Annotated in this window: 18 protein-coding genes; 14 read left to right on the top strand and 4 right to left on the bottom strand. The window is 69.7% G+C overall.

Annotated features, from left to right (window positions below):
• Window positions 1-15: 15 nt before the first annotated feature.
• The 3 genes from Amac_RS08855 to Amac_RS08845 form a co-directional block, all read right to left on the bottom strand.
• A complete protein-coding gene (locus Amac_RS08855; protein ID WP_155353832.1) occupies window positions 16-885 on the bottom strand; it encodes an HAD family hydrolase in 870 nt (289 codons plus the stop codon).
• Window positions 886-993: 108 nt separating this feature from the next.
• The gene (locus tag Amac_RS08850; RefSeq protein ID WP_155353831.1) at window positions 994-1677 is read right to left on the bottom strand and encodes a DUF5667 domain-containing protein; all 684 of its coding nucleotides are present in this window, start codon (window positions 1675-1677) and stop codon (window positions 994-996) included.
• A 98-nt stretch (window positions 1678-1775) separates the two neighbouring features.
• Window positions 1776-2426: a sigma-70 family RNA polymerase sigma factor gene (locus Amac_RS08845; RefSeq protein WP_155350371.1), complete on the bottom strand. Its 651-nt coding sequence runs from the start codon at window positions 2424-2426 to the stop codon at window positions 1776-1778.
• 182 nt (window positions 2427-2608) lie between these two features.
• On the opposite strand from Amac_RS08845, the gene Amac_RS08840 reads away from it, so the two are divergent.
• A complete protein-coding gene (locus Amac_RS08840) occupies window positions 2609-4006 on the top strand; it encodes a putative quinol monooxygenase (protein ID WP_155353830.1) in 1398 nt (465 codons plus the stop codon).
• On the opposite strand, the gene Amac_RS08835 is transcribed toward Amac_RS08840, so the two are convergent.
• The gene (locus Amac_RS08835; RefSeq protein WP_155353829.1) at window positions 4003-4239 is read right to left on the bottom strand and encodes a glutaredoxin family protein; all 237 of its coding nucleotides are present in this window, start codon (window positions 4237-4239) and stop codon (window positions 4003-4005) included. The genes Amac_RS08840 and Amac_RS08835 overlap by 4 nt on opposite strands.
• 161 nt (window positions 4240-4400) lie before the next feature.
• Here Amac_RS08835 and Amac_RS08830 point away from each other — a divergent pair, with 161 nt between their 5' ends.
• The 13 genes from Amac_RS08830 to ccsB all read left to right on the top strand — a co-directional run bounded on the left by Amac_RS08830 (window position 4401) and on the right by ccsB (window position 17575).
• Window positions 4401-5096: a redox-sensing transcriptional repressor Rex gene (locus tag Amac_RS08830; RefSeq protein WP_155350368.1), complete on the top strand. Its 696-nt coding sequence runs from the start codon at window positions 4401-4403 to the stop codon at window positions 5094-5096.
• A complete protein-coding gene (locus Amac_RS08825; RefSeq protein ID WP_155353828.1) occupies window positions 5093-6394 on the top strand; it encodes a glutamyl-tRNA reductase in 1302 nt (433 codons plus the stop codon). Before Amac_RS08830 ends, Amac_RS08825 begins: the two co-directional genes overlap by 4 nt.
• The gene (hemC, locus tag Amac_RS08820; RefSeq protein ID WP_281356258.1) at window positions 6391-7290 is read left to right on the top strand and encodes a hydroxymethylbilane synthase; all 900 of its coding nucleotides are present in this window, start codon (window positions 6391-6393) and stop codon (window positions 7288-7290) included. Before Amac_RS08825 ends, hemC begins: the two co-directional genes overlap by 4 nt.
• 20 nt (window positions 7291-7310) lie before the next feature.
• Entirely contained in the window at window positions 7311-8825 is a 1515-nt protein-coding gene (locus tag Amac_RS08815; protein WP_218040948.1) for a bifunctional uroporphyrinogen-III C-methyltransferase/uroporphyrinogen-III synthase, read from the top strand.
• 15 nt (window positions 8826-8840) lie between these two features.
• Window positions 8841-9827 (top strand): porphobilinogen synthase, encoded by a 987-nt coding sequence (gene hemB / locus Amac_RS08810; protein WP_155353826.1) that lies wholly within the window; start codon window positions 8841-8843, stop codon window positions 9825-9827.
• A 114-nt stretch (window positions 9828-9941) separates the two neighbouring features.
• Window positions 9942-10577 (top strand): bifunctional DNA primase/polymerase, encoded by a 636-nt coding sequence (locus Amac_RS08805; protein WP_155353825.1) that lies wholly within the window; start codon window positions 9942-9944, stop codon window positions 10575-10577.
• Between the two features lie 10 nt (window positions 10578-10587).
• Window positions 10588-11877: a glutamate-1-semialdehyde 2,1-aminomutase gene (hemL, locus tag Amac_RS08800; RefSeq protein WP_155353824.1), complete on the top strand. Its 1290-nt coding sequence runs from the start codon at window positions 10588-10590 to the stop codon at window positions 11875-11877.
• 183 nt (window positions 11878-12060) lie between these two features.
• Window positions 12061-12999, top strand: coding sequence for a LysR family transcriptional regulator (locus tag Amac_RS08795; RefSeq protein WP_155353823.1), 939 nt, complete (start codon window positions 12061-12063; stop codon window positions 12997-12999).
• A gap of 20 nt (window positions 13000-13019) precedes the next feature.
• Window positions 13020-13655, top strand: a complete 636-nt coding sequence (locus Amac_RS08790; RefSeq protein ID WP_170322390.1) for a histidine phosphatase family protein — start codon at window positions 13020-13022, stop codon at window positions 13653-13655.
• Between the two features lie 181 nt (window positions 13656-13836).
• On the top strand, window positions 13837-14406 hold the full coding sequence (locus Amac_RS08785; protein ID WP_155353822.1) for a TlpA family protein disulfide reductase: 570 nt from the start codon (window positions 13837-13839) through the stop codon (window positions 14404-14406).
• Entirely contained in the window at window positions 14393-15121 is a 729-nt protein-coding gene (locus tag Amac_RS08780; RefSeq protein WP_155353821.1) for a cytochrome c biogenesis CcdA family protein, read from the top strand. Before Amac_RS08785 ends, Amac_RS08780 begins: the two co-directional genes overlap by 14 nt.
• Window positions 15121-16668, top strand: a complete 1548-nt coding sequence (gene resB / locus Amac_RS08775; protein ID WP_155353820.1) for a cytochrome c biogenesis protein ResB — start codon at window positions 15121-15123, stop codon at window positions 16666-16668. The genes Amac_RS08780 and resB overlap by 1 nt, the downstream gene beginning before the upstream one ends.
• Window positions 16658-17575 carry a c-type cytochrome biogenesis protein CcsB gene (gene ccsB / locus Amac_RS08770; protein ID WP_155353819.1) on the top strand — a complete coding sequence of 306 codons (918 nt, stop codon included), beginning with the start codon at window positions 16658-16660 and terminating at the stop codon, window positions 17573-17575. Before resB ends, ccsB begins: the two co-directional genes overlap by 11 nt.
• Window positions 17576-17688: the final 113 nt, after the last annotated feature.

Genomic DNA, 17688 nt, shown 5'->3' with positions numbered 1-17688 from the left:
AACGGCGAGTAACCCTTAGTGGGTTCTGTAATGCTTTCGGAGGGCTATTCCGGCGGCGACGCCGCCTGCCACCGCGCCTGCGGCGGCGGCTACGGGGAGGCCGATCATGGTGGCTTTGCGGCCGGTGCGGAAGTCCTTGATGGCCCAGCCCTGGGCTTTGGCGTGGTCGCGGAGTTCTGAGTCGGGGTTGATGGCGTAGGGGTGGCCGACGATGGAGAGCATGGGGAGGTCGTTGGCGGAGTCGCTGTAGGCGGAGCAGCGGGTCAGGTCGAGGCCTTCCTGGCGGGCCAGGGCGCGGACGGCGTCGGCTTTGGCGGGGCCGTGCAGGAGGTCGCCGACGAGGCGGCCGGTGTAGGCGCCGGAGTCGGTTTCCGCGACCGTGCCGAGGGCGCCGGTGAGGCCGAGGCGGCGGGCGATCACCTGGGCCAGCTCCACGGGGGTGGCGGTGACCAGCCAGACCCGCTGGCCGGCGTCCAGGTGGGCCTGGGCGAGGGCGCGGGCGCCCGACCAGATGCGGTCGGCCATCACCTCGTCGTAGATCTCCTCGCCGAGGCGGACCACATCCTCCACCTTGAGGCCCGCGACGAAGGCGAGCGCCATCTCCTTGGCCTTGGCCACATGCTCCGGGTTCTCGTCACCCCTGACCCGGAACATCGCCTGCCCGAACGCGAAACGCACCAGATCGCGGGTGGTGAACAGGCCACGGGAGGCCAGCCCCCGGGCGAAATGGTAGATCGACGCGCCACGGATCATCGTGTTGTCCACGTCGAAGAACGCCGCAGCCGCGAGGTCAGGTTCGACGGGCGGGGCCGCCGCGGGTGCCATCGCGCCCGCCGCCTCGGCCGCGATCTCCGCCGGGTCCTGCCGTCTCAGTAGCCGCTTCATAGCCCATCAGCTTAACCGCCGAGACGGACGAGATCGGGTACGCACTGTTAGCGGCGTATGACGGTTCGGTATTGATGGGAAAGTCGTGATCTGGACCGCCGCAGCGGGTTAGTAGCCGCCGACCGTGTATCCGTCGATGAAGACCAGATACTCGTTGGCCCGCTCCCGGTTCTCCTCGTCCAGCTTGGGGAGCATGCCCTCGATGCGATTGCGCTGCTCGCGCGCGAATGTCCGTACCTTCGCCTGGGCTCTGGCGTCGGCTTTGGCGCGCGGCTTGACCCGGTTGAGGGCGGCCCGGGTGGTGGTGTCCATGTCCTGCAGCGTCTCTTTGAGTAACTCCTTGCGGTTGGGCGTGGTGGCCGCCTGTAAGAGCGCCGCCGCCTCCCCGGCCCGCGCCTTGGCCGCAGTCATCTGCCGGTCGGCCAGGTCGGCGTCGCTGGTGGTCAGCGTCAGCAGGGTCGACTCGGCCGCCCGCTTGAGCGGGTAGAGCAGGTCGCCGGGGACGGTCGAGTAGGTCACCATGGCGGTGGCCACCGTGGCCACGATCATCGCGCCGAGCCCGGCCCACGGCCGCATCCGGATCCAGCGCCGAACGGCCGGAATCGACGGACGGTCGTGCGGCGGCTGCCCGGCCGGCACACGCTCGCTCTGGTGGGTTCTGAGCAGCTCGTCCCGCAGCCGGGCGCGGAACTCGGCCCGCGGCCCGCTGCCCAGCCGGTGGCCGAAGTCGCCGAGGCGGGACACCACGTCGGCCGAGAAGCGACCGGCGCGCCACCGACGCCACCACCCCATGAACGCTCCCGCGTTTCGTCAGCCCCGGAAAACCCGGATGATCCCCGCCCTGCCTCCTGCCCAACGACGCGCAGGCGGCCTAGGTTACGGCACGTGTCTTAACCGAGATCCTTGGGCAGCGCCCGGGCCAGCGCCTTGATGGCGCGGAACTGCAACGCCTTGATCGCCCCGGCTTTCTTGCCCATCACGAGCGCGGTCTCGGCCAGCGACATGCCGTACAGGAACCGGAGGATGACGCATTCCTGCTGCTCCGGGCCGAGTTGCTGGACGGCGCGCATCACGTGCTCGTTCACCATGTTGGTGACGACGGCGTTCTCCGGGATGTGCGGCCCGTCGAGCGGGGTGTCGAGGACCTCCGCTGTGGAGACTTCTAAGCGATTTCGGCCTGATTTGAAATGATCGGTCACCAGATTCCGGGCGATCGTCACGAGCCACGCGCCGAAGTCCCGGCCCTGCCAGGTGAAGTCGGCGATGCCGCGCAGCGCGCGCAGGAAGGTGTCGCTGGTCAGGTCCTCGGCTAACGGGTGCGATCCGACCCGGAAGAAGACGTAGCGGTAGACAAGCTCCACGTAACGGTCGTAGAGCATGCCGAAAGCTTCGGTGTCGCCGGTCTTGGCGCGCAGGACCAGCGTGCGCATCTCGTCGTGTTCCGGCGAGAGCGTGATCGTGCTTGGCTCGATGGGCGCGGTCTGCACCGCTCCAGCGGAAGCCGGAGGAGCGATCCCGGCGAACGGCCACGTGTTCGGCATCCGGATATCCCTGCGGGGAAGGGGAAGTCGGCGTGCTTGCACACTCTAGAAATACCGGCCACATAACACAATCCACTCAGACAGAACTCAGGTGAGAATTCGCGTGTTCGGCCGAGCACACCCAGTGGACCTGGGCATCGGCTACCGGTTCGTAGGTGATGTCCGGCAGCATAAGGAACACCATGGAAGTTCTAGTTGCTGTCATCGCCTTCGCCGGAGCCCTTCTGGCCGCCATCACCACGGGCGCCCTGATCGGGCGGTTGCGGGAGGAGGCGTCCGGGTGGCTGACCGCCTGGATCATCACGGCCTTCTCGCTCTGCCTGGCCCTCGGCGCGGTCGGGGTCGGGCACCTGCTCGGTTTCGCGCCGCTCACCTTCCGGATCTACCAGATCGGCGGGGCGCTGCTGGCGCCGCTCTGGCTGGCCATCGGGCTGATCCAGCTGCTGGCGGAGAAACGTTCGGCCCAGTTCTCCGGCTGGGCGCTCGGCGTGGGCCTCACCCTCGTCGGTGGCGTCATCATGCTGATCGACCCGGTGGTGGCTCCGGAGGACTTCACGAAAGAGCTGCCGATCGGGAGCACGTTCTGGGACCTCTGGCCGGAGCAGCTGCTGCGCGTCGTGCATGTCGTGATCCTGCTGATCCTGCTGATCTCGCTGATGGTGGCGGTGGTGCGCTGGCGCGGCGGGGACGACTACGACGCCGACAACATGAACGCCACCGTGGTGCTGGCCCCGACCGGCATGGCCCTGGTGGGCGCGTTCCTGTTCCCCGTGCCCGGCCCGTTCGTGGCCGCTCTGCTGGGCGGCCTGGCCGGCGCGATCTGGTACGCGGTGGCCCGGCCGCTCGCCCCGTACGAGGACGAGGAGGACGAACCCGCCCCACCGCCAAGCCCCCCGCCCCAGCAGGACTGGCAGGGGTACGGCCGCCGGCAAGAACCCGAACCGGAGCTCCCACCCCTGCGCTCCGGCCTCGGCGACCTGGTGGCCGAATACCGCGCGGGCGAGACCGGCGAGGTCGACTACGCGGCCCGGATGCAGACCGGCGGCTTCGGCGCCCCGGTCGGCCCCAGCGGCCCTGACGCGTTCGGCGGCCCGATGACGGGCACGATGATGCCCGCCGACCGCTACGGCGGCGGCACCCCCGAGTACGGCATGCCCGCCCCCCAGCCCGCCGTCCCCGAATACAACATGCCGGCCACCGGCGTCGTCTACGCGGGCGCGGCCTCGATCGGCGCGACCGCCAAGCCGTCCCCCAACATCTACGGCATCCTGACGGTCTTCACCCTCCTGGACGGCTCCGGCGAGGCGTTCGACAAGCTGGCCGAGGAGACCGTCGAAGCGGTCCAGGCGGCCGAGCCGGACACGCTGGTCTTCGTCTGCCACGGCGTGAAGTCGGCCCCGCTGCAGCGCATCGTCTACGAGCTCTACCGGGACGAGGTGGCCTTCTCCGAGCACCAGCGGCAGCCGCACATGGAACGCTTCGCCACCGAACGCCAGGTGCTGGTGCTGGCGACCAACGTCATCGAGCTGAGCGTGAACGCGGCAAAGGTGGTGCCGCTGCCCTCGGCGTTCCGGATCTAGGCGAGCGCGGCGCGCAGCCGGGCCTCGTCGACCCGCCAGAAGTCGTGCTGCACCCCGTCGATCAACGTCACCGGGATCATCTCGCCGTATTTCTCCAGGTCCTCGGCGGAGGCGGTGATGTCACGTTCCTCCCACGGCACGCCCAGCTCCCCGGCCACCCGGGCGATGATCGCGCGGGCGTCCGCGCAGAGGTGGCAGCCTGGCTTCCCGTACAGCGTGATCGAATGAGCCATGCGTTCCACAGTACGGGGGGCGAATTGGAGACCGGCCCCTCCGGCTGGCACAGTGATTGAGCACGGACGGATAAGCCTCGACTTTGTGCATGGCTTCACAAAGGCACTAACCTGGGGTTTGTTCTCAACATCCGTCTCATTCCCCCCGGGAGCTCCGGCCAGTGATCCGCCGTATTCCGCAAGCTCGTGAGCGCGGCATCCCCGACGCGACCGTCGCGCGGCTGCCGCTCTACCTGCGTGCCCTGAACGGCCTGGCCGAGCGCGGCACCGCGACGGTGAGCTCGGAGGATCTGGCCCTGGCCGCGGGCGTGAACTCCGCCAAACTCCGCAAGGACCTCTCCCACCTGGGGTCGTACGGCACCCGCGGCGTCGGCTACGACGTGCAGTACCTGATCTACCAGATCTCCCGCGAGCTCGGCCTCACCCAGGACTGGGCGGTGGCCATCGTGGGCGTCGGCAACCTGGGCCGGGCGCTGGCCAACTACGGCGGCTTCGTGTCCAGGGGATTCCGGGTGGCCGGGCTGCTGGACGCCGATCCCGCCGTGGTCGGGGACCACATCGCGGGCCTGACGGTGGAACATTCCGACGGCCTGGAGGCCGTCATCCGCAAGCGCGGCGTGTCGATCGTGGTGATCGCCACCCCCGCGACGGCGGCGCAGCAGGTCTGCGACCGGGTCATCGCCGCCGGCGTCACGAGTATCTTGAACTTCGCCCCCGTCGTGCTCACGGTGCCTGACGGTGTCGATGTCCGTAAGGTCGATCTATCCATTGAACTGCAGATCCTCGCGTTTCATGAGCAGCGCAAGGTGAGTGGGGGGCCCATGATGGCCGAGGACTGGGCCGGGGAGGCCGGATGACCATGCTCATCGTCGGGCTCAGCCACCGGACCGCTCCGGTGGCTCTGCTGGAGCGTGTGACCGTCTCGGGTGACGCGCTGCTGAAGCTGCTGCACGACGTGCGCCAGGACGAGCACGTGTCGGAGGCCATGGTCGTCTCCACCTGCAACCGGGTCGAGCTCTACGCCGACGTGGACAAGTTCCACGGCGGGGTCACCGCGCTGACCGACCTGCTGGCCGCCCACTCGGACGTGCCGCAGGAGCAGCTGACCCGGCACCTCTACGTGCACTACGAGGAGCGCGCGGTCCACCACCTGTTCTCGGTCGCCTGCGGCCTGGACTCCATGGTCGTCGGCGAGGGCCAGATCCTCGGCCAGATCAGGACGGCGCTGCGGACCGCCCAGCACGAGGGCAGCGTCGGCCCGACGCTGAACGAGCTGGTCCAGCACGCGCTGCGGGCGGGCAAGCGCGCGCACAGCGAGACCGGCATCGACCGGGCCGGGGCATCCCTGGTCGGGGTGGGCCTGGACCTGGCCGGGCGGGTGCTCGGCCCGATCAAGGGCCGCCGCGCCCTGGTCGTCGGCGCGGGCTCGATGAGCGCCCTGTCCGCCGCCACCCTGGCCCGCGCGGGCGTCACCAACATCGTCATCGCCAACCGCACCTACGAGCGCGCCGTACGGCTCGCCGAGACGGTCGGCGGCCGGGCGGTCGAACTCACCGAAGTGACCGCCGAGCTGGCCCAGGCCGACCTGGTGGTCTCCTGCGTCGGAGCGGGCAACCGCGCGATCACCACGGACATGGTGCTGGCGGCGATGGCGGGCCGTTCGCGACCCCTGTTCTTGCTGGACCTGGCGCTGCCGCACGACGTGGACCCGGGCGTGCGCACGTTCCCCGGCGTCACCCTGGTCGACCTGGACTCGATGCAGCAGGCCGGGATCGGCGGCGACGGCGGGCGCGGGGCCGAGATCGAGGCGGTCCGGGGGATCGTGGCCGAGGAGGTCGCCGCCTACCTGGACCAGACCCGCGCGGCCCGGGTCACGCCGACCGTGATCGCGCTGCGCAGCCGGGCGGCGGCCGTGGTCGAGGCCGAGATGGGCCGGTTGGCGGCACGAGTGCCCGAACTCGATGGCAAGCTAAAAGACGAGGTCGCGCACATGGTCAGGCGCGTGGTGGACAAACTCCTCCATGAGCCGACTGTGCGTGTCAAGCAGCTCGCGGCGTCCCCGGCAGGCGATCATTATGCCGAGGCGCTCCGCGAACTGTTCAATCTGGACCCGAAGGCGCCGGGCGCCGTATCCAGGATGGAGCTCGAACAGTGAAGCTGAGGCTGGGCACCCGCAAGAGCCTGATGGCGACGACGCAGTCGCAGCAGGTGGCGGACCGGCTGACCGCGCTCACCGGCCGGACGGTCGAACTCGTCGGCATCACCACGCTGGGCGACGTGAGCAAGGCGCAGCTCAGCCAGCTCGGCGGCACCGGCGTGTTCGTCAGCGAGCTGCGCACCCACCTGATCGAGGGCGACATCGACTTCGCCGTGCACTCGCTCAAGGACCTGCCCACCGCCGCGGACCCGCAGATCACCATCGCGGCCATCCGGCTCCGCGACGACCCCAGGGACGCCCTGGTGGGCGCGGTCAAGCTGGCCGACCTGGCGCCAGGGGCCAGGGTCGGCACCGGCTCGCCGCGCCGGATCGCCCAGCTGCGCGCGCTCCGCGCCGACCTGGAGTACGTGCCGATTCGCGGCAACGCCGACACCCGGATCGGCAAGGTCACCGCCGGCGAGCTGGACGGGGTGGTGCTGGCCGCCGCCGGGCTCGCCCGCCTGGGCCGCGACGGCGAGATCGCCCAGCTGTTCGACACCGACGAGATGCTGCCCGCCCCTGGGCAGGGCGCGCTCGCGGTGGAGTGCCTGACCGGGCGCCCCGACCTGGTCGAGCTGCTGTCCGCGCTCGACGACGCCAGGACCAGGGCCGCCGTCACCGCCGAGCGTGCGGTGCTGGCCGCCCTGGAGGCGGGCTGCTCCGCGCCGGTGGGCGCGTATGCGGCGGATGACGGGCACACGTTGAATTTGACCGCCACCGTCGTCGCGATCGACGGCGCGCGAGCGGTCCGCAAGTCCGCCTCCGGACCCCGGACGGCAGCCATGGACCTCGGGCGCGAGCTCGCGGTCGCCATGATCGCGCAAGGGGCCGGCACGTTGATGGGGGCCCATTGAGCAATACCGAATCTGGATTCGTGGCATTTGTCGGAGCTGGGCCCGGCGACGAGAACCTGCTCACACTTCGCGGCGCCGACCTACTGTCGCGCGCCGATGTCGTCGTGCTGGACCAGGAGGTGTACGGCGCGATGCTGCGCCACTGCCCGCCCAACGTGATCGTGATGACGGAGGGCTTCATCGCCGCGGCCAAGGCGGGCAAGCGGGTCGTCCGGGTCTGCCCCGGCGATCCCTCGCTGTTCTCCTCGGTCGCCGAGGAGGTCGCGGCCTGCGCCAAGGCCGAGGTGGAGTTCGAGATCGTGCCCGGCGTGCCGCCCGCGACCGCGGTGCTCACCTACGCCGGCATCCCGGCCGCCTCGTCGGTGCCGGAGTTCCGGATCGTGGACGCCACGCAGGTCACCGACTGGTCGCCGCACGCCGCCTGCCAGGGCACCCTGGTGATCTACAACGGTCTCGCCGAGGCGGTCCCGATCGCCAAGGCGCTCATCGCCGGCGGCAAGCCCGACCACACGCCGGTCGCGGTGACCAGCGACGGCACCACCACCGAGCAGTACACGGTGGTCTCCTCGCTCGGGCGGCTCGGCCCCGACCTGAAGCACGCCGGGATGACCGAGCCCGCGGTCATCGTGGTCGGCGACGCGGTCGGCCAGCGGGACAAGCTCTCCTGGTTCGAGACCCGGGCGCTGTTCGGCTGGCGGGTGCTGGTGCCGCGCACCAAGGAGCAGGCCGCCGGGCTGTCCGAGCAGCTCCGCTCGTACGGCGCGGTGCCCGAGGAGGTGCCCACCATCTCGGTGGAACCCCCGCGCACGCCGCAGCAGATGGACCGCGCCATCAAGGGCCTGGTCACCGGACGCTACGAGTGGGTGGCCTTCACCAGCGCCAACGCCGTCAAGGCGGTCCGCGAGAAGTTCGAGGAATACGGGCTGGACGCGCGCGCCTTCGCCGGGCTGAAGGTGGCCGCCGTGGGTGACGCCACCGCGCGGGCCCTGGTCGAGTTCGGGGTCCGGCCGGATCTGATGCCGACCGGCGAGCAGTCCTCGGAAGGGCTGCTGGCCGAGTGGCCGCCGTACGACTCGATGCTGGACCCGATCAACCGGGTGCTGCTGCCGCGTGCCGACATCGCCACCGAGACGCTGGTGGCCGGGCTGACCGAGCTCGGCTGGGAGTGCGACGACGTGACCGCCTACCGCACGGTCCGGGCCGCGCCGCCGCCGGCGCCGATTCGGGAGGCGATCAAGAGCGGCGGGTTCGACGCTGTACTTTTCACGTCTTCTTCGACCGTGCGGAATCTGGTGGGGATCGCCGGGAAACCGCATAACGTCACTGTTATCGCGGTCATCGGCCCGCAGACCGCCAAAACGGCGGAGGAGTTCGGGCTGCGGGTGGACGTGATGGCCGACAAACCTTCGGCTTCGGCCCTCGCGGCGGCGCTGGCGGAGTACGGTGCGAAGCAGCGCCAGGCGGCCGTCTCCGCGGGTGAGGTTCCGCGTCGCCCGTCACAGACGCGCAGGGGCGCCCGTCGCCGGGCCAAATAACATGAGGTGAGGGGAATGACCGCTGAGTTTCCGGTCGCTAGACCGCGCCGGTTGCGCCGGACCGCGCCGCTGCGCCGCATGGTGGCCGGGACCCGGCTGCATCCGGCCGAGCTGATCCTGCCGCTCTTCGTCAAGGAGGGCATCGCCGAGCCGAACCCGGTCGGGTCGATGCCCGGCGTGCTGCAGCACACGCGCGACTCGCTCCGCAAAGCCGCGCACGAAGCCGCTGAGGCGGGTGTCGGCGGGCTCATCCTGTTCGGCATCCCGCTGCACAAGGACGGCCGGGGTTCGGCCGCCGACGACCCGGACGGCATCGTGCAGCTCGCCCTGGCCGACCTGGCTGCCGAGGTGGGCGACGCGCTGGTGCTGGTGTCGGACACCTGCCTGGATGAGTACACCGACCACGGCCACTGCGGCCTGCTCACCGCGACCGGCGAGGTCGACAACGACGCCACGCTGGAGCGTTATGCCGCCGCCGCCGTCGCGCAGGCGCGGGCGGGCTCGCAGGTGATCGCGCCGAGCGGCATGATGGACGGCCAGGTCGCGGCGATCCGGGCGGCGCTGGACACCGAAGGGTTCGCGGAGATTCCGATCCTGGCCTACTCGGCGAAGTTCGCGTCCGGGTTCTATGGCCCGTTCCGGGAGGCGGCCGAGTGCGCGCCGCAGTTCGGCGACCGGAACGCGTACCAGCAGGATCCGGCCGGGCCGGTCGGGGAGGCGCTGCGCGAGGTCCGGCTGGACCTGGACGAGGGCGCGGACGCGGTCATGGTGAAGCCCGCGCTGCCCTACCTGGACATCCTGCGGCAGGTCCGCGACATGGTGGACGTGCCCGTGGCCGCCTACCAGGTGAGCGGGGAGTACGCGATGGTGGAGGCCGCCGCCGCGAACGGCTGGATCGACCGGGATCGAGTGATCATGGAATCGCTGATCGCCATCCGGCGGGCTGGTGCTGATCTGATCCTGACCTACTGGGCCACGGAAATCGCCCGCCGCTTGGCCTAACCGGGCCATATGCGGGGGTCGCCCTGCGAAGGTCATTTGGTAACAGGCATTATCGGGTGCAACACCAGCCACCCGTGTGGTTGTTGTTTCCGTCGGGCATCGGGGAGGGGCACCATGGTGGGGGTACCGCTGGCTCGGAGATCGAGGCGGCGCGCGCACCGGACGCCGCGCCCCATCACCTCGGTGCTGCACTACGCCGCGCTCGGCTGGGCCAGCTGTCTAGGGGCGCACCCGCTCCGCGAGGGCGGGCGCGCCTGCTCGTGCGATCGGATCGGCTGTCCCGATCCCGGCATGCATCCGCTGTCGCCCGCCTGGCAGATGCAGGCCACGCTGGACACCGCCCAGCTCACCCGCTGGTGGGGGCAGAACCCCGAGGCGAACGTGATCCTGCCCACCGGCCGGGTGTTCGACGTGTTCGACGTCCCCGCCGCCGCCGGGATCACGGCGCTGGCGGCCATGGACGCCGCCGGATTCGCCACTGGCCCGGTCGCCGCGAACGGCGACCGGGTTCTTTTTTATGTGGCTACCCGAGGTGCGCCCGACGACGAGGACGAGTGGTGGTCCTGCCATCTCGACTACGGCCCCGAGACGATCGACTCCTCACCTGGGCTGCGCTGGCACTGCCGCGACAGCTACGTGCTCGCGCCGCCGTCGACGCTTCCGGACGGCTCGGTGGTGACCTGGCTGCGCCCGCCGGACGGGCGTCCGCTGCCCGATCCCCTGCGCGTGCTCGACCTGATTGCCGACTAATCTCGTGGGCGTGGAATTTACCCAGCAATCCGCGAAACTGTTCGCCCGGGCCAAGGAGCTCGTGCCGGGCGGGGTGAACTCCCCGGTCCGCGCCTTCGGGGCGGTGGGCGGCACACCGAGGTTCATGGCCTCCGGGCAGGGGCCGTACCTCACGGATGTGGACGGCAACCAGTATGTGGACCTGGTCTGCTCGTGGGGGCCGATGATTCTGGGCCACCGGCATCCCGCCGTGGTGCAGGCCGTCTCCGACGCGCTCGCCCACGGTCTCTCCTACGGCACCGCCACCGAGGGCGAGGTGCTGCTCGCCGAGGAGATCGTCAACCGGATGAGCCCGGCCGTCGAAAAGGTGCGGCTGGTCAGCTCCGGCACCGAGGCCACCATGAGCGCGGTACGGCTCGCGCGCGGCTTCACCGGCCGATCGAAAATCATCAAGTTCGCCGGGTGTTACCACGGGCACGTGGACGCGCTGCTGGCTTCGGCGGGTTCCGGTGTCGTCACCTTCGGCCTGCCGGATACCCCGGGCGTGACGGGTGCGTCGGCGGCGGACACGATCGTGTTGCCGTACAACGACGTGTCGGCGGTGGAGGAGGCGTTCGCGGCCGCCGAGATCGCGTGCGTGATCACTGAGGCGTGCCCGGCGAACATGGGTGTCGTCCCGCCGCTTGACGGTTTCAACCGGCGGCTGCGCGAGCTGTGCACCGAGCATGGCGCGCTGCTCATCGTGGACGAGGTGCTGACCGGCTTCCGGGTGACCGCCTCCGGCTGGTACGGCCTCGACTCCGTGGGCGCCGACCTGATGACCTTCGGCAAGGTGATGGGCGGCGGCCTCCCGGCGGCGGCCTTCGGCGGCCGGGCCGACGTGATGGCTTACCTCGCTCCAGAGGGGCCGGTGTACCAGGCGGGCACGCTGTCGGGAAACCCGCTCGCGTGCGCCGCCGGATTGGCCACGTTGATCGCCTGCGACGCCGACGTCTACGACCGGGTCGACGCTTCTGCCTTGATCATCGGCAGGGCGGCTTCGGACGCGCTGGCCGCCGCGGGGGTGCCGCATCGGCTCCAGCGCGCCGGGAACCTCTTCTCCATTTTCTTCACCGATCAGCCGGTGACGGACTTCGCGTCGGCGAAGACCCAGAACACGGCGGCCTACACGGCGTTCTTCCACTCGATGCTGGATCAGGGCGTCTACCTGCCGCCGTCCGCGTACGAGGCGTGGTTCCTCTCTGCCGCGCACGACGACGACGCACTGACTCGGATCGCCGAAGCCCTACCGGCTGCAGCAAGAGCAGCAGCTTCAGGTTGAGCGACTCAGCTTCTTGGAGCGGGACTGACGGGCCTGGCGGGCCAGGGTCTCCAGGTAGGAGAGTTCGGCGGGGCGGGTGGTCTTCGTGAAGACGTTGTTTAGGATTCTCATGTCTTCATTTTCCAGTGCTTAACAGTTGAGCACAAGCGAGATTTTCTTAGGTGCATGGTTTAGACTAGCTACATGTTGGACTTGCACCGGTTGAAGGCTCTGCACGCGGTCGCGACCTACGGTTCGGTGGGGGCGGCGGCGGAAGCGTTGATGGTGACCCCGTCCGCCATCTCCCAGCAACTCGCCAAGTTGGAGCGGGAGACCGGCGCCGTGCTGGTCGAGCGCAACGGGCGCGGGGTCAAGCTGACCGACGCCGCCGGGCTGCTGGCCGACCACGCCGAGAAGATCCTCGCGCTGGTGGAGACCGCCGAGGCGGACTTCGAAGCGCTGCGCGGCGCGGTCGTCGGCAGGCTGTCCATGGCGGCCTTCCCGACCGCCGCGCGCGGCATCATGCCGAACGCGCTCACCCTGCTCAAGGATCGGCACCCGGACCTGGACCTGCTCGTCTACGAGCGCGAGCCGGACCGGATGGTGCGCGAGGTCACCCGGGGCGAGATCGACCTGGCCGTGGTGCAGGACTGGGTCAACCGGCCGATAGCCATCCCGGACGGTCTGTCCCGGGCCGCGCTGCTCGAAGACGTGGCCGATGTCGCCGTGCCGGCCGACCACCCGCTGGCCGACCAGCGCGAGGTGGCCCTGGCCGACCTGCCCGGCGATCAGTGGATCATCTCCTCGCCGGGGACGGTCTGCCATGATTTCCTGATGTTCCTGATCCGGTCGTCGGAGAAGGAGCCCCAGGTGGTGTGCTACGCCGATGAGTATCCGTCGCAGATGGCCATGGTCGCGGCTGGGCACGGTTACGCGCTCATCCCGCGGTTGGGCCGGGGCGCGGTGCCCGACGAGGTGCGGATGGTCCCGATCCTGCCCCGGCCGATTCGCCGTGTTTATGCGCTGTGGCGGACCGACGCGGCCCGCCGTCCCGCGATCCGGGCGGCGGTGGAGGCGCTGCGCACCGCGTGTGCTCCGCTGGCGCTGGAGCCGGGCGCGGCGAGTCAGAGCACGCCGGTTTAGCGCAGTAGGCTGGCGCCACCATGACTGAGACCACCGTTGTTCATCTGCTGCGCCACGGTGAGGTGTATAACCCCGCGGGCGTCCTCTACGGCAGATTGCCGGGATATCACCTGTCGGACAACGGCCGGGCGATGGCCGACATGGTGGCCAAGTCCATCGCGGGGCGGGACATCGTGGCGATCTGGAGTTCGCCGATGGAGCGCGCCCAGGAGACGGCCGCGCCGAGCGCGGAGGCCCTGGGCGGGCTCGCGGTCGCCCTGGACGATCGGTTGATCGAGGCGACGAACGTCTTCGAGGGCAAGCGGCTGGCGGGCGCGGTCTTCAAGGATCCGCGCAACTTCTGGCACATCAGGGATCCGCGGCGGCCTTCCTGGGGGGAGGCGTATCTGGACGTGGTGGCCCGGATGAAGTCCGTCATCGACTCCGCGAAAGCGGCGGTTCGCGGGCACGAGATCCTGATGGTCAGCCATCAGTTGCCGATCTGGATCATCCGGCTGGCGGCGGAGAACCGGCGGCTCTGGCATGATCCGCGGCGACGCCAGTGTTCGCTGGCCAGCCTGACGAGCTTCACCTTCGAGGACGACCGGCTGGTCACCGTTGGCTATACGGAACCGGCCGCGATCCTGCTCAAGAGCAATCCCCTGGCCGGAGCTTAGGGCGAGCTATCCCCGTGAGGGCGCGCCTGTGTCTGGACTGAGGAACGCAGGGAGCGAAGCGACCGGAGAGACGAGGGAAGACACAGGCTGAAGGCGCCCGAGCCCCCGTGCCGGAGGCGCGGGCATGACGCAGTAGAGTGACGTTGCTCTACTGGCCGTAGTACTAGGAGATCGTTCTCCGATGCCCATCAAACCTCTCGTCTTCGTGCTTGCCATCCTTGTGCTGGCGGGCTGTGCGGGTTCGCAGAGTTCGGGGCAGCCGGAGTCCGGAGATACGCGATTTATCCCCGGTGACGGAAAAATCCAGATCTTTGAGCCGGGGGAGCGGAAGGCCGCGCCTGCGGTTGAAGGGCAGTCGCTGGATGGGTCGACTGCGGGGATGGCCAAGGGCAAAGTCGTCGTGCTCAACTTCTGGGCGTCCTGGTGTGCGCCCTGCCGGGCCGAGGGGCCGATCCTGAAAGATGTCGCCGCCCGTACCAAATCGGGGGGTGTGGAGTTCCTCGGGGTGAACTTCAAGGATCAGAAGACGGCGGCGCTCGCCTATGACCGGGCCATGGAGCCGGGGTATCCGAGCATTCACGACCAGCAGGGGCAGGTGCTGCTCGGGTTCCAGGGGACCGTGCCGCCCGCCGCGATCCCGTCCACGCTGATCATCGACAGGAACGGGAAGATCGCCGCGCGGGCTCTCGGCGCGGTCAAGTACCAGGCGTTGCTCGACGCCGTCACCAAGGTCAACAGTGAATCTCGCTGAGACGGTCGCCTCCGGTTCGCTGCTGATCGCGCTGCCGATCGCGTTGCTGGCCGGTCTCGTCTCGTTCCTCTCGCCGTGCGTGCTGCCGCTGGTGCCGGGCTACCTGTCGTACGTCACGGGTATGAGCGCCGACCCGCGCCGGCGCACGCTGGTGCTCGGCAGCGGGCTCTTCGTGCTCGGATTCGCTCTGGTCTTCGTGCTCGGCGGCGCGCTCTTCGGCGGTCTCGGCGCGGCGCTTCTCGGCAATGCCCAGGTCATCACGAAGGTGCTGGGCGCGCTCACGATCGTGCTCGGGCTCGCGTTCCTCGGCCTCATCCCCGGGTTGCAGCGCGAGTTCCGCTTCCACAAGCTCCCCACCGCCGGTCTTGCGGGCGCGCCGCTGCTCGGCGTCGTCTTCGGCCTCGGCTGGACGCCGTGCATCGGCCCCACCCTGGCTGTTGTGCTGACCCTCTCCGTCGACCAAGGCAGCGCCGCTCGTGGGGCGCTCCTGGCCTTTGGGTACGCCCTGGGCCTGGGCCTGCCGTTCATCCTCGCCGGGCTCGCCTACCGCAGGGCGTTGCACACCTTCCGGGCGGTTCGCCGCCATTCCCAACTCATCACCCGGGTCGGCGGCGCGATGCTGGTGGCCGTGGGGCTGCTGCTCGTCACCGGCCTGTGGGGTGAGCTCATCGCGGGCCTGCAGGGCTGGGTGGGCGGATTCGAGCCGGTGATCTGATGACGCTGACCGACGAAGAGCAGAAGGAAGTCACCAAGCCCGTGGGTCTCGGGGTGGTCGGCTGGTTGCGCTGGGGCTGGCGCACGCTCACCTCGATGCGGACCGCGCTCATCCTGCTGTTCCTGTTCGCGCTCGCATCGGTGCCCGGTTCGGTCTTCCCGCAACGCAACGTCGATGCCAGCCTCGTGGCGCGCTACTACGCGAACGACCCGGTCAAGGCCGAATGGCTGGACCGGTTCTGGCTGTTCGACGTGTTCCACTCGCCCTGGTTCGCGGCCATCTACCTGCTGCTGTTCCTGTCGCTGGTCGGCTGCGTGCTGCCGCGCACGCTGGCCCACCTCAAGGAGATCCGCCGCAAACCCCCGGCCGCGCCGCGCAACCTGCTCCGCCTGCCACACCACGACGAGTTCACGGCGGACCTCACGATCGCCGAAGCCGCGGCCACGCTCAAGAAGCGGCGCTTCCGGGTCGAAACCGGACCCGACTGGGTGGCGGCCGAGAAGGGTCACCTCCGGGAGACCGGCAACCTGGTCTTCCACGTCGCGCTGCTGGTCCTGCTGATCGCGGTCGGCGCCGGCGGGCTGTACGGCTACAAGGGCAACGTCCTGGTGGTCGAAGGCGACGGCTTCGCCAACACCGTCGCGGCCTACGACCGTTATGTCCCCGGTGCTTCCGTCTCCGCCGAGTCGCTGGAACCGTTCTCGTTCAAGCTCACCGACTTCCAGGCCACCTATATCGGGCCAGGGCACGAGAAGGTAGGCCAGCCGCTCACGTTCTCCGCCACGCTGAGCGTCAAGGACGCCCCCGGCGCGGCCGAGCGGGTGGTCGATCTGCGCGTCAACGAGCCACTGGACGTCAACGGCACGTTGACCTACCTGATCGGCCACGGCTACGCGCCCGTCTTCAAGGTGACCGACGGGCAGGGGCAGGTCGCGTACGAGGGACCGGTGCCGTGCCTGACCTCCAACACCTCGACGTACGAATCCGAGTGCGTCATCAAGGTGCCGGACGCGCGGCCCCAGCAGCTGGCCTTCCTGGGGCGGTTCCTGCCGTCCACGCTTCCGGTCGGGGAGGAGTGGATCTCGGTCTTCCCCGGGGCCGCCAACCCGACCGTGCAGGTCTGGCCGTTCGCGGGCGACCTCGGGCTGGACTCCGGCGAGCCGCAGTCGGTCTACGACCTGAGCGCGCACAAGAACCTCAAACCGCTGGGCACGATGACCGTGCAGCCGCGCCCGCTGGCCGTCGGCGAGGCCCTCGACCTGCCGGGCGGCGCCGGGAAGATCGAGTTCACCGGCGTCAAGGAGTGGATCTCCTTGCAGACCACGTACGACCCCGGGCGGATGCCCGCGCTGGTGGCCTCTATCGCCGCCGTCCTGGGCCTGGTGTTCTCGCTGACCATCCGCCGCCGCCGGGTCTGGGTCCGGATGAAGGACGGAAGGGTGACGGTGGGAGGATTGTCCCGCACCGAGGGGTCGAATTTCACCGACGAGTTCGCCGAGATCGTCGCCTCGCTCAACCCCCGTTCAGGAGTCTCGGATGACCGCTGACACTCTGGCCACCCTGAGCGACCAGCTCATCCTGGCCGCCATCCTCCTCTACCTGGCCGCCATGGTCGGGTACGCCCTTGAGCTGGCCTTCGCCACCCGACCGGCACAGGTCAGAGAACTCGTCGCCTCAGACGGCAGCACGATCACCGAGACCCAGGAGGCCGAGCCCGTCGCTTGGGCGATGCGCGCCGGGCGGATCGCGGTCGGCCTGACCTGGGTCGGCTGGGCCGCCAACGTGACCGCCACGCTGACCCGGGGGCTCGCGGTCGAACGGTGGCCGTGGGGCAACATGTACGAGTTCGTGGTGGCGATGATCCTCGCCGCCGTGACCGTGTACCTGTTCATGCAGCTGCGTTACCCCGTCCGGTTCCTGGGCGCGTTCGTGAGCGTGATCGCGGCGGTCGGGCTCGGGTTCAGCGTCCGGGTGCTGTACACGCAGGCAGGTCCCGTGGTTCCGGCGCTGGACTCGTACTGGGTGGCCATTCACGTGACCGCCGCCATCGCCGCCAGCGGGCTGTTCACCGTGGGCGGCGTGGCCGCCGCGCTCTACCTGTTCCGCGGCTCCCGGGGCGAGGGCCAGTCCCGGCTGCCCGCCCTCGCCGACCTGGAGCGGATCGCGCACCGGGTGATCGTGATCGGCTTTCCGATCTGGACGTTCGCCGTCATCTCCGGCGCGCTCTGGGCCGACAAGGCGTGGGGACGCTACTGGAACTGGGACCCCAAAGAGGTCTGGGCGTTCATCACCTGGGTGGCGTACGCGGCCTACCTGCACGCCCGGGCCACCGCCGGCTGGAAGGGCAAAGCCGCCCTCATCGTCTCCCTGGTGGCCTTCGGCTGCCTGCTGTTCAACCTGGTCGGCGTGAACATCTTCTTCGGCGGCCTGCACTCCTACGCTGACGTGAACTAATCCTCGTCCCTGAGCCGCCGCTCCAGGTTCCGCAGAAACTCCGGGTCGTCGTCAGGCCCGCGCGGAGCCGGGGGCGGCTCCTCGGCCTGCTCCGGTACGGCGGGTGCCAGCGG

Origin of the sequence: Acrocarpospora macrocephala (assembly GCF_009687865.1) — a bacterium.
GTDB lineage: Bacteria > Actinomycetota > Actinomycetes > Streptosporangiales > Streptosporangiaceae > Acrocarpospora > Acrocarpospora macrocephala.
The sequence above is the reverse complement of the archived record's forward strand: the minus strand, read 5'-3'. Positions and strand labels throughout refer to the sequence as shown.

Excerpts from the sequence above, each read along its gene's own strand:
- Amac_RS08825 (WP_155353828.1), top strand. The coding sequence starts at position 5,093 with ATGACCATGCTCATCGTCGGGCTCAGCCACCGGACCGCTCCGGTGGCT.
- Amac_RS08845 (WP_155350371.1), bottom strand. The coding sequence starts at position 2,426 with ATGCCGAACACGTGGCCGTTCGCCGGGATCGCTCCTCCGGCTTCCGCT.
- resB (WP_155353820.1), top strand. The coding sequence starts at position 15,121 with ATGACGCTGACCGACGAAGAGCAGAAGGAAGTCACCAAGCCCGTGGGT.
- Amac_RS08795 (WP_155353823.1), top strand. The coding sequence starts at position 12,061 with ATGTTGGACTTGCACCGGTTGAAGGCTCTGCACGCGGTCGCGACCTAC.
- hemB (WP_155353826.1), top strand. The coding sequence starts at position 8,841 with ATGACCGCTGAGTTTCCGGTCGCTAGACCGCGCCGGTTGCGCCGGACC.
- Amac_RS08835 (WP_155353829.1), bottom strand. The coding sequence starts at position 4,239 with ATGGCTCATTCGATCACGCTGTACGGGAAGCCAGGCTGCCACCTCTGC.
- Amac_RS08840 (WP_155353830.1), top strand. The coding sequence starts at position 2,609 with ATGGAAGTTCTAGTTGCTGTCATCGCCTTCGCCGGAGCCCTTCTGGCC.
- Amac_RS08850 (WP_155353831.1), bottom strand. The coding sequence starts at position 1,677 with ATGGGGTGGTGGCGTCGGTGGCGCGCCGGTCGCTTCTCGGCCGACGTG.
- Amac_RS08785 (WP_155353822.1), top strand. The coding sequence starts at position 13,837 with ATGCCCATCAAACCTCTCGTCTTCGTGCTTGCCATCCTTGTGCTGGCG.
- Amac_RS08855 (WP_155353832.1), bottom strand. The coding sequence starts at position 885 with ATGAAGCGGCTACTGAGACGGCAGGACCCGGCGGAGATCGCGGCCGAG.
- Amac_RS08790 (WP_170322390.1), top strand. The coding sequence starts at position 13,020 with ATGACTGAGACCACCGTTGTTCATCTGCTGCGCCACGGTGAGGTGTAT.
- ccsB (WP_155353819.1), top strand. The coding sequence starts at position 16,658 with ATGACCGCTGACACTCTGGCCACCCTGAGCGACCAGCTCATCCTGGCC.
- Amac_RS08805 (WP_155353825.1), top strand. The coding sequence starts at position 9,942 with ATGGTGGGGGTACCGCTGGCTCGGAGATCGAGGCGGCGCGCGCACCGG.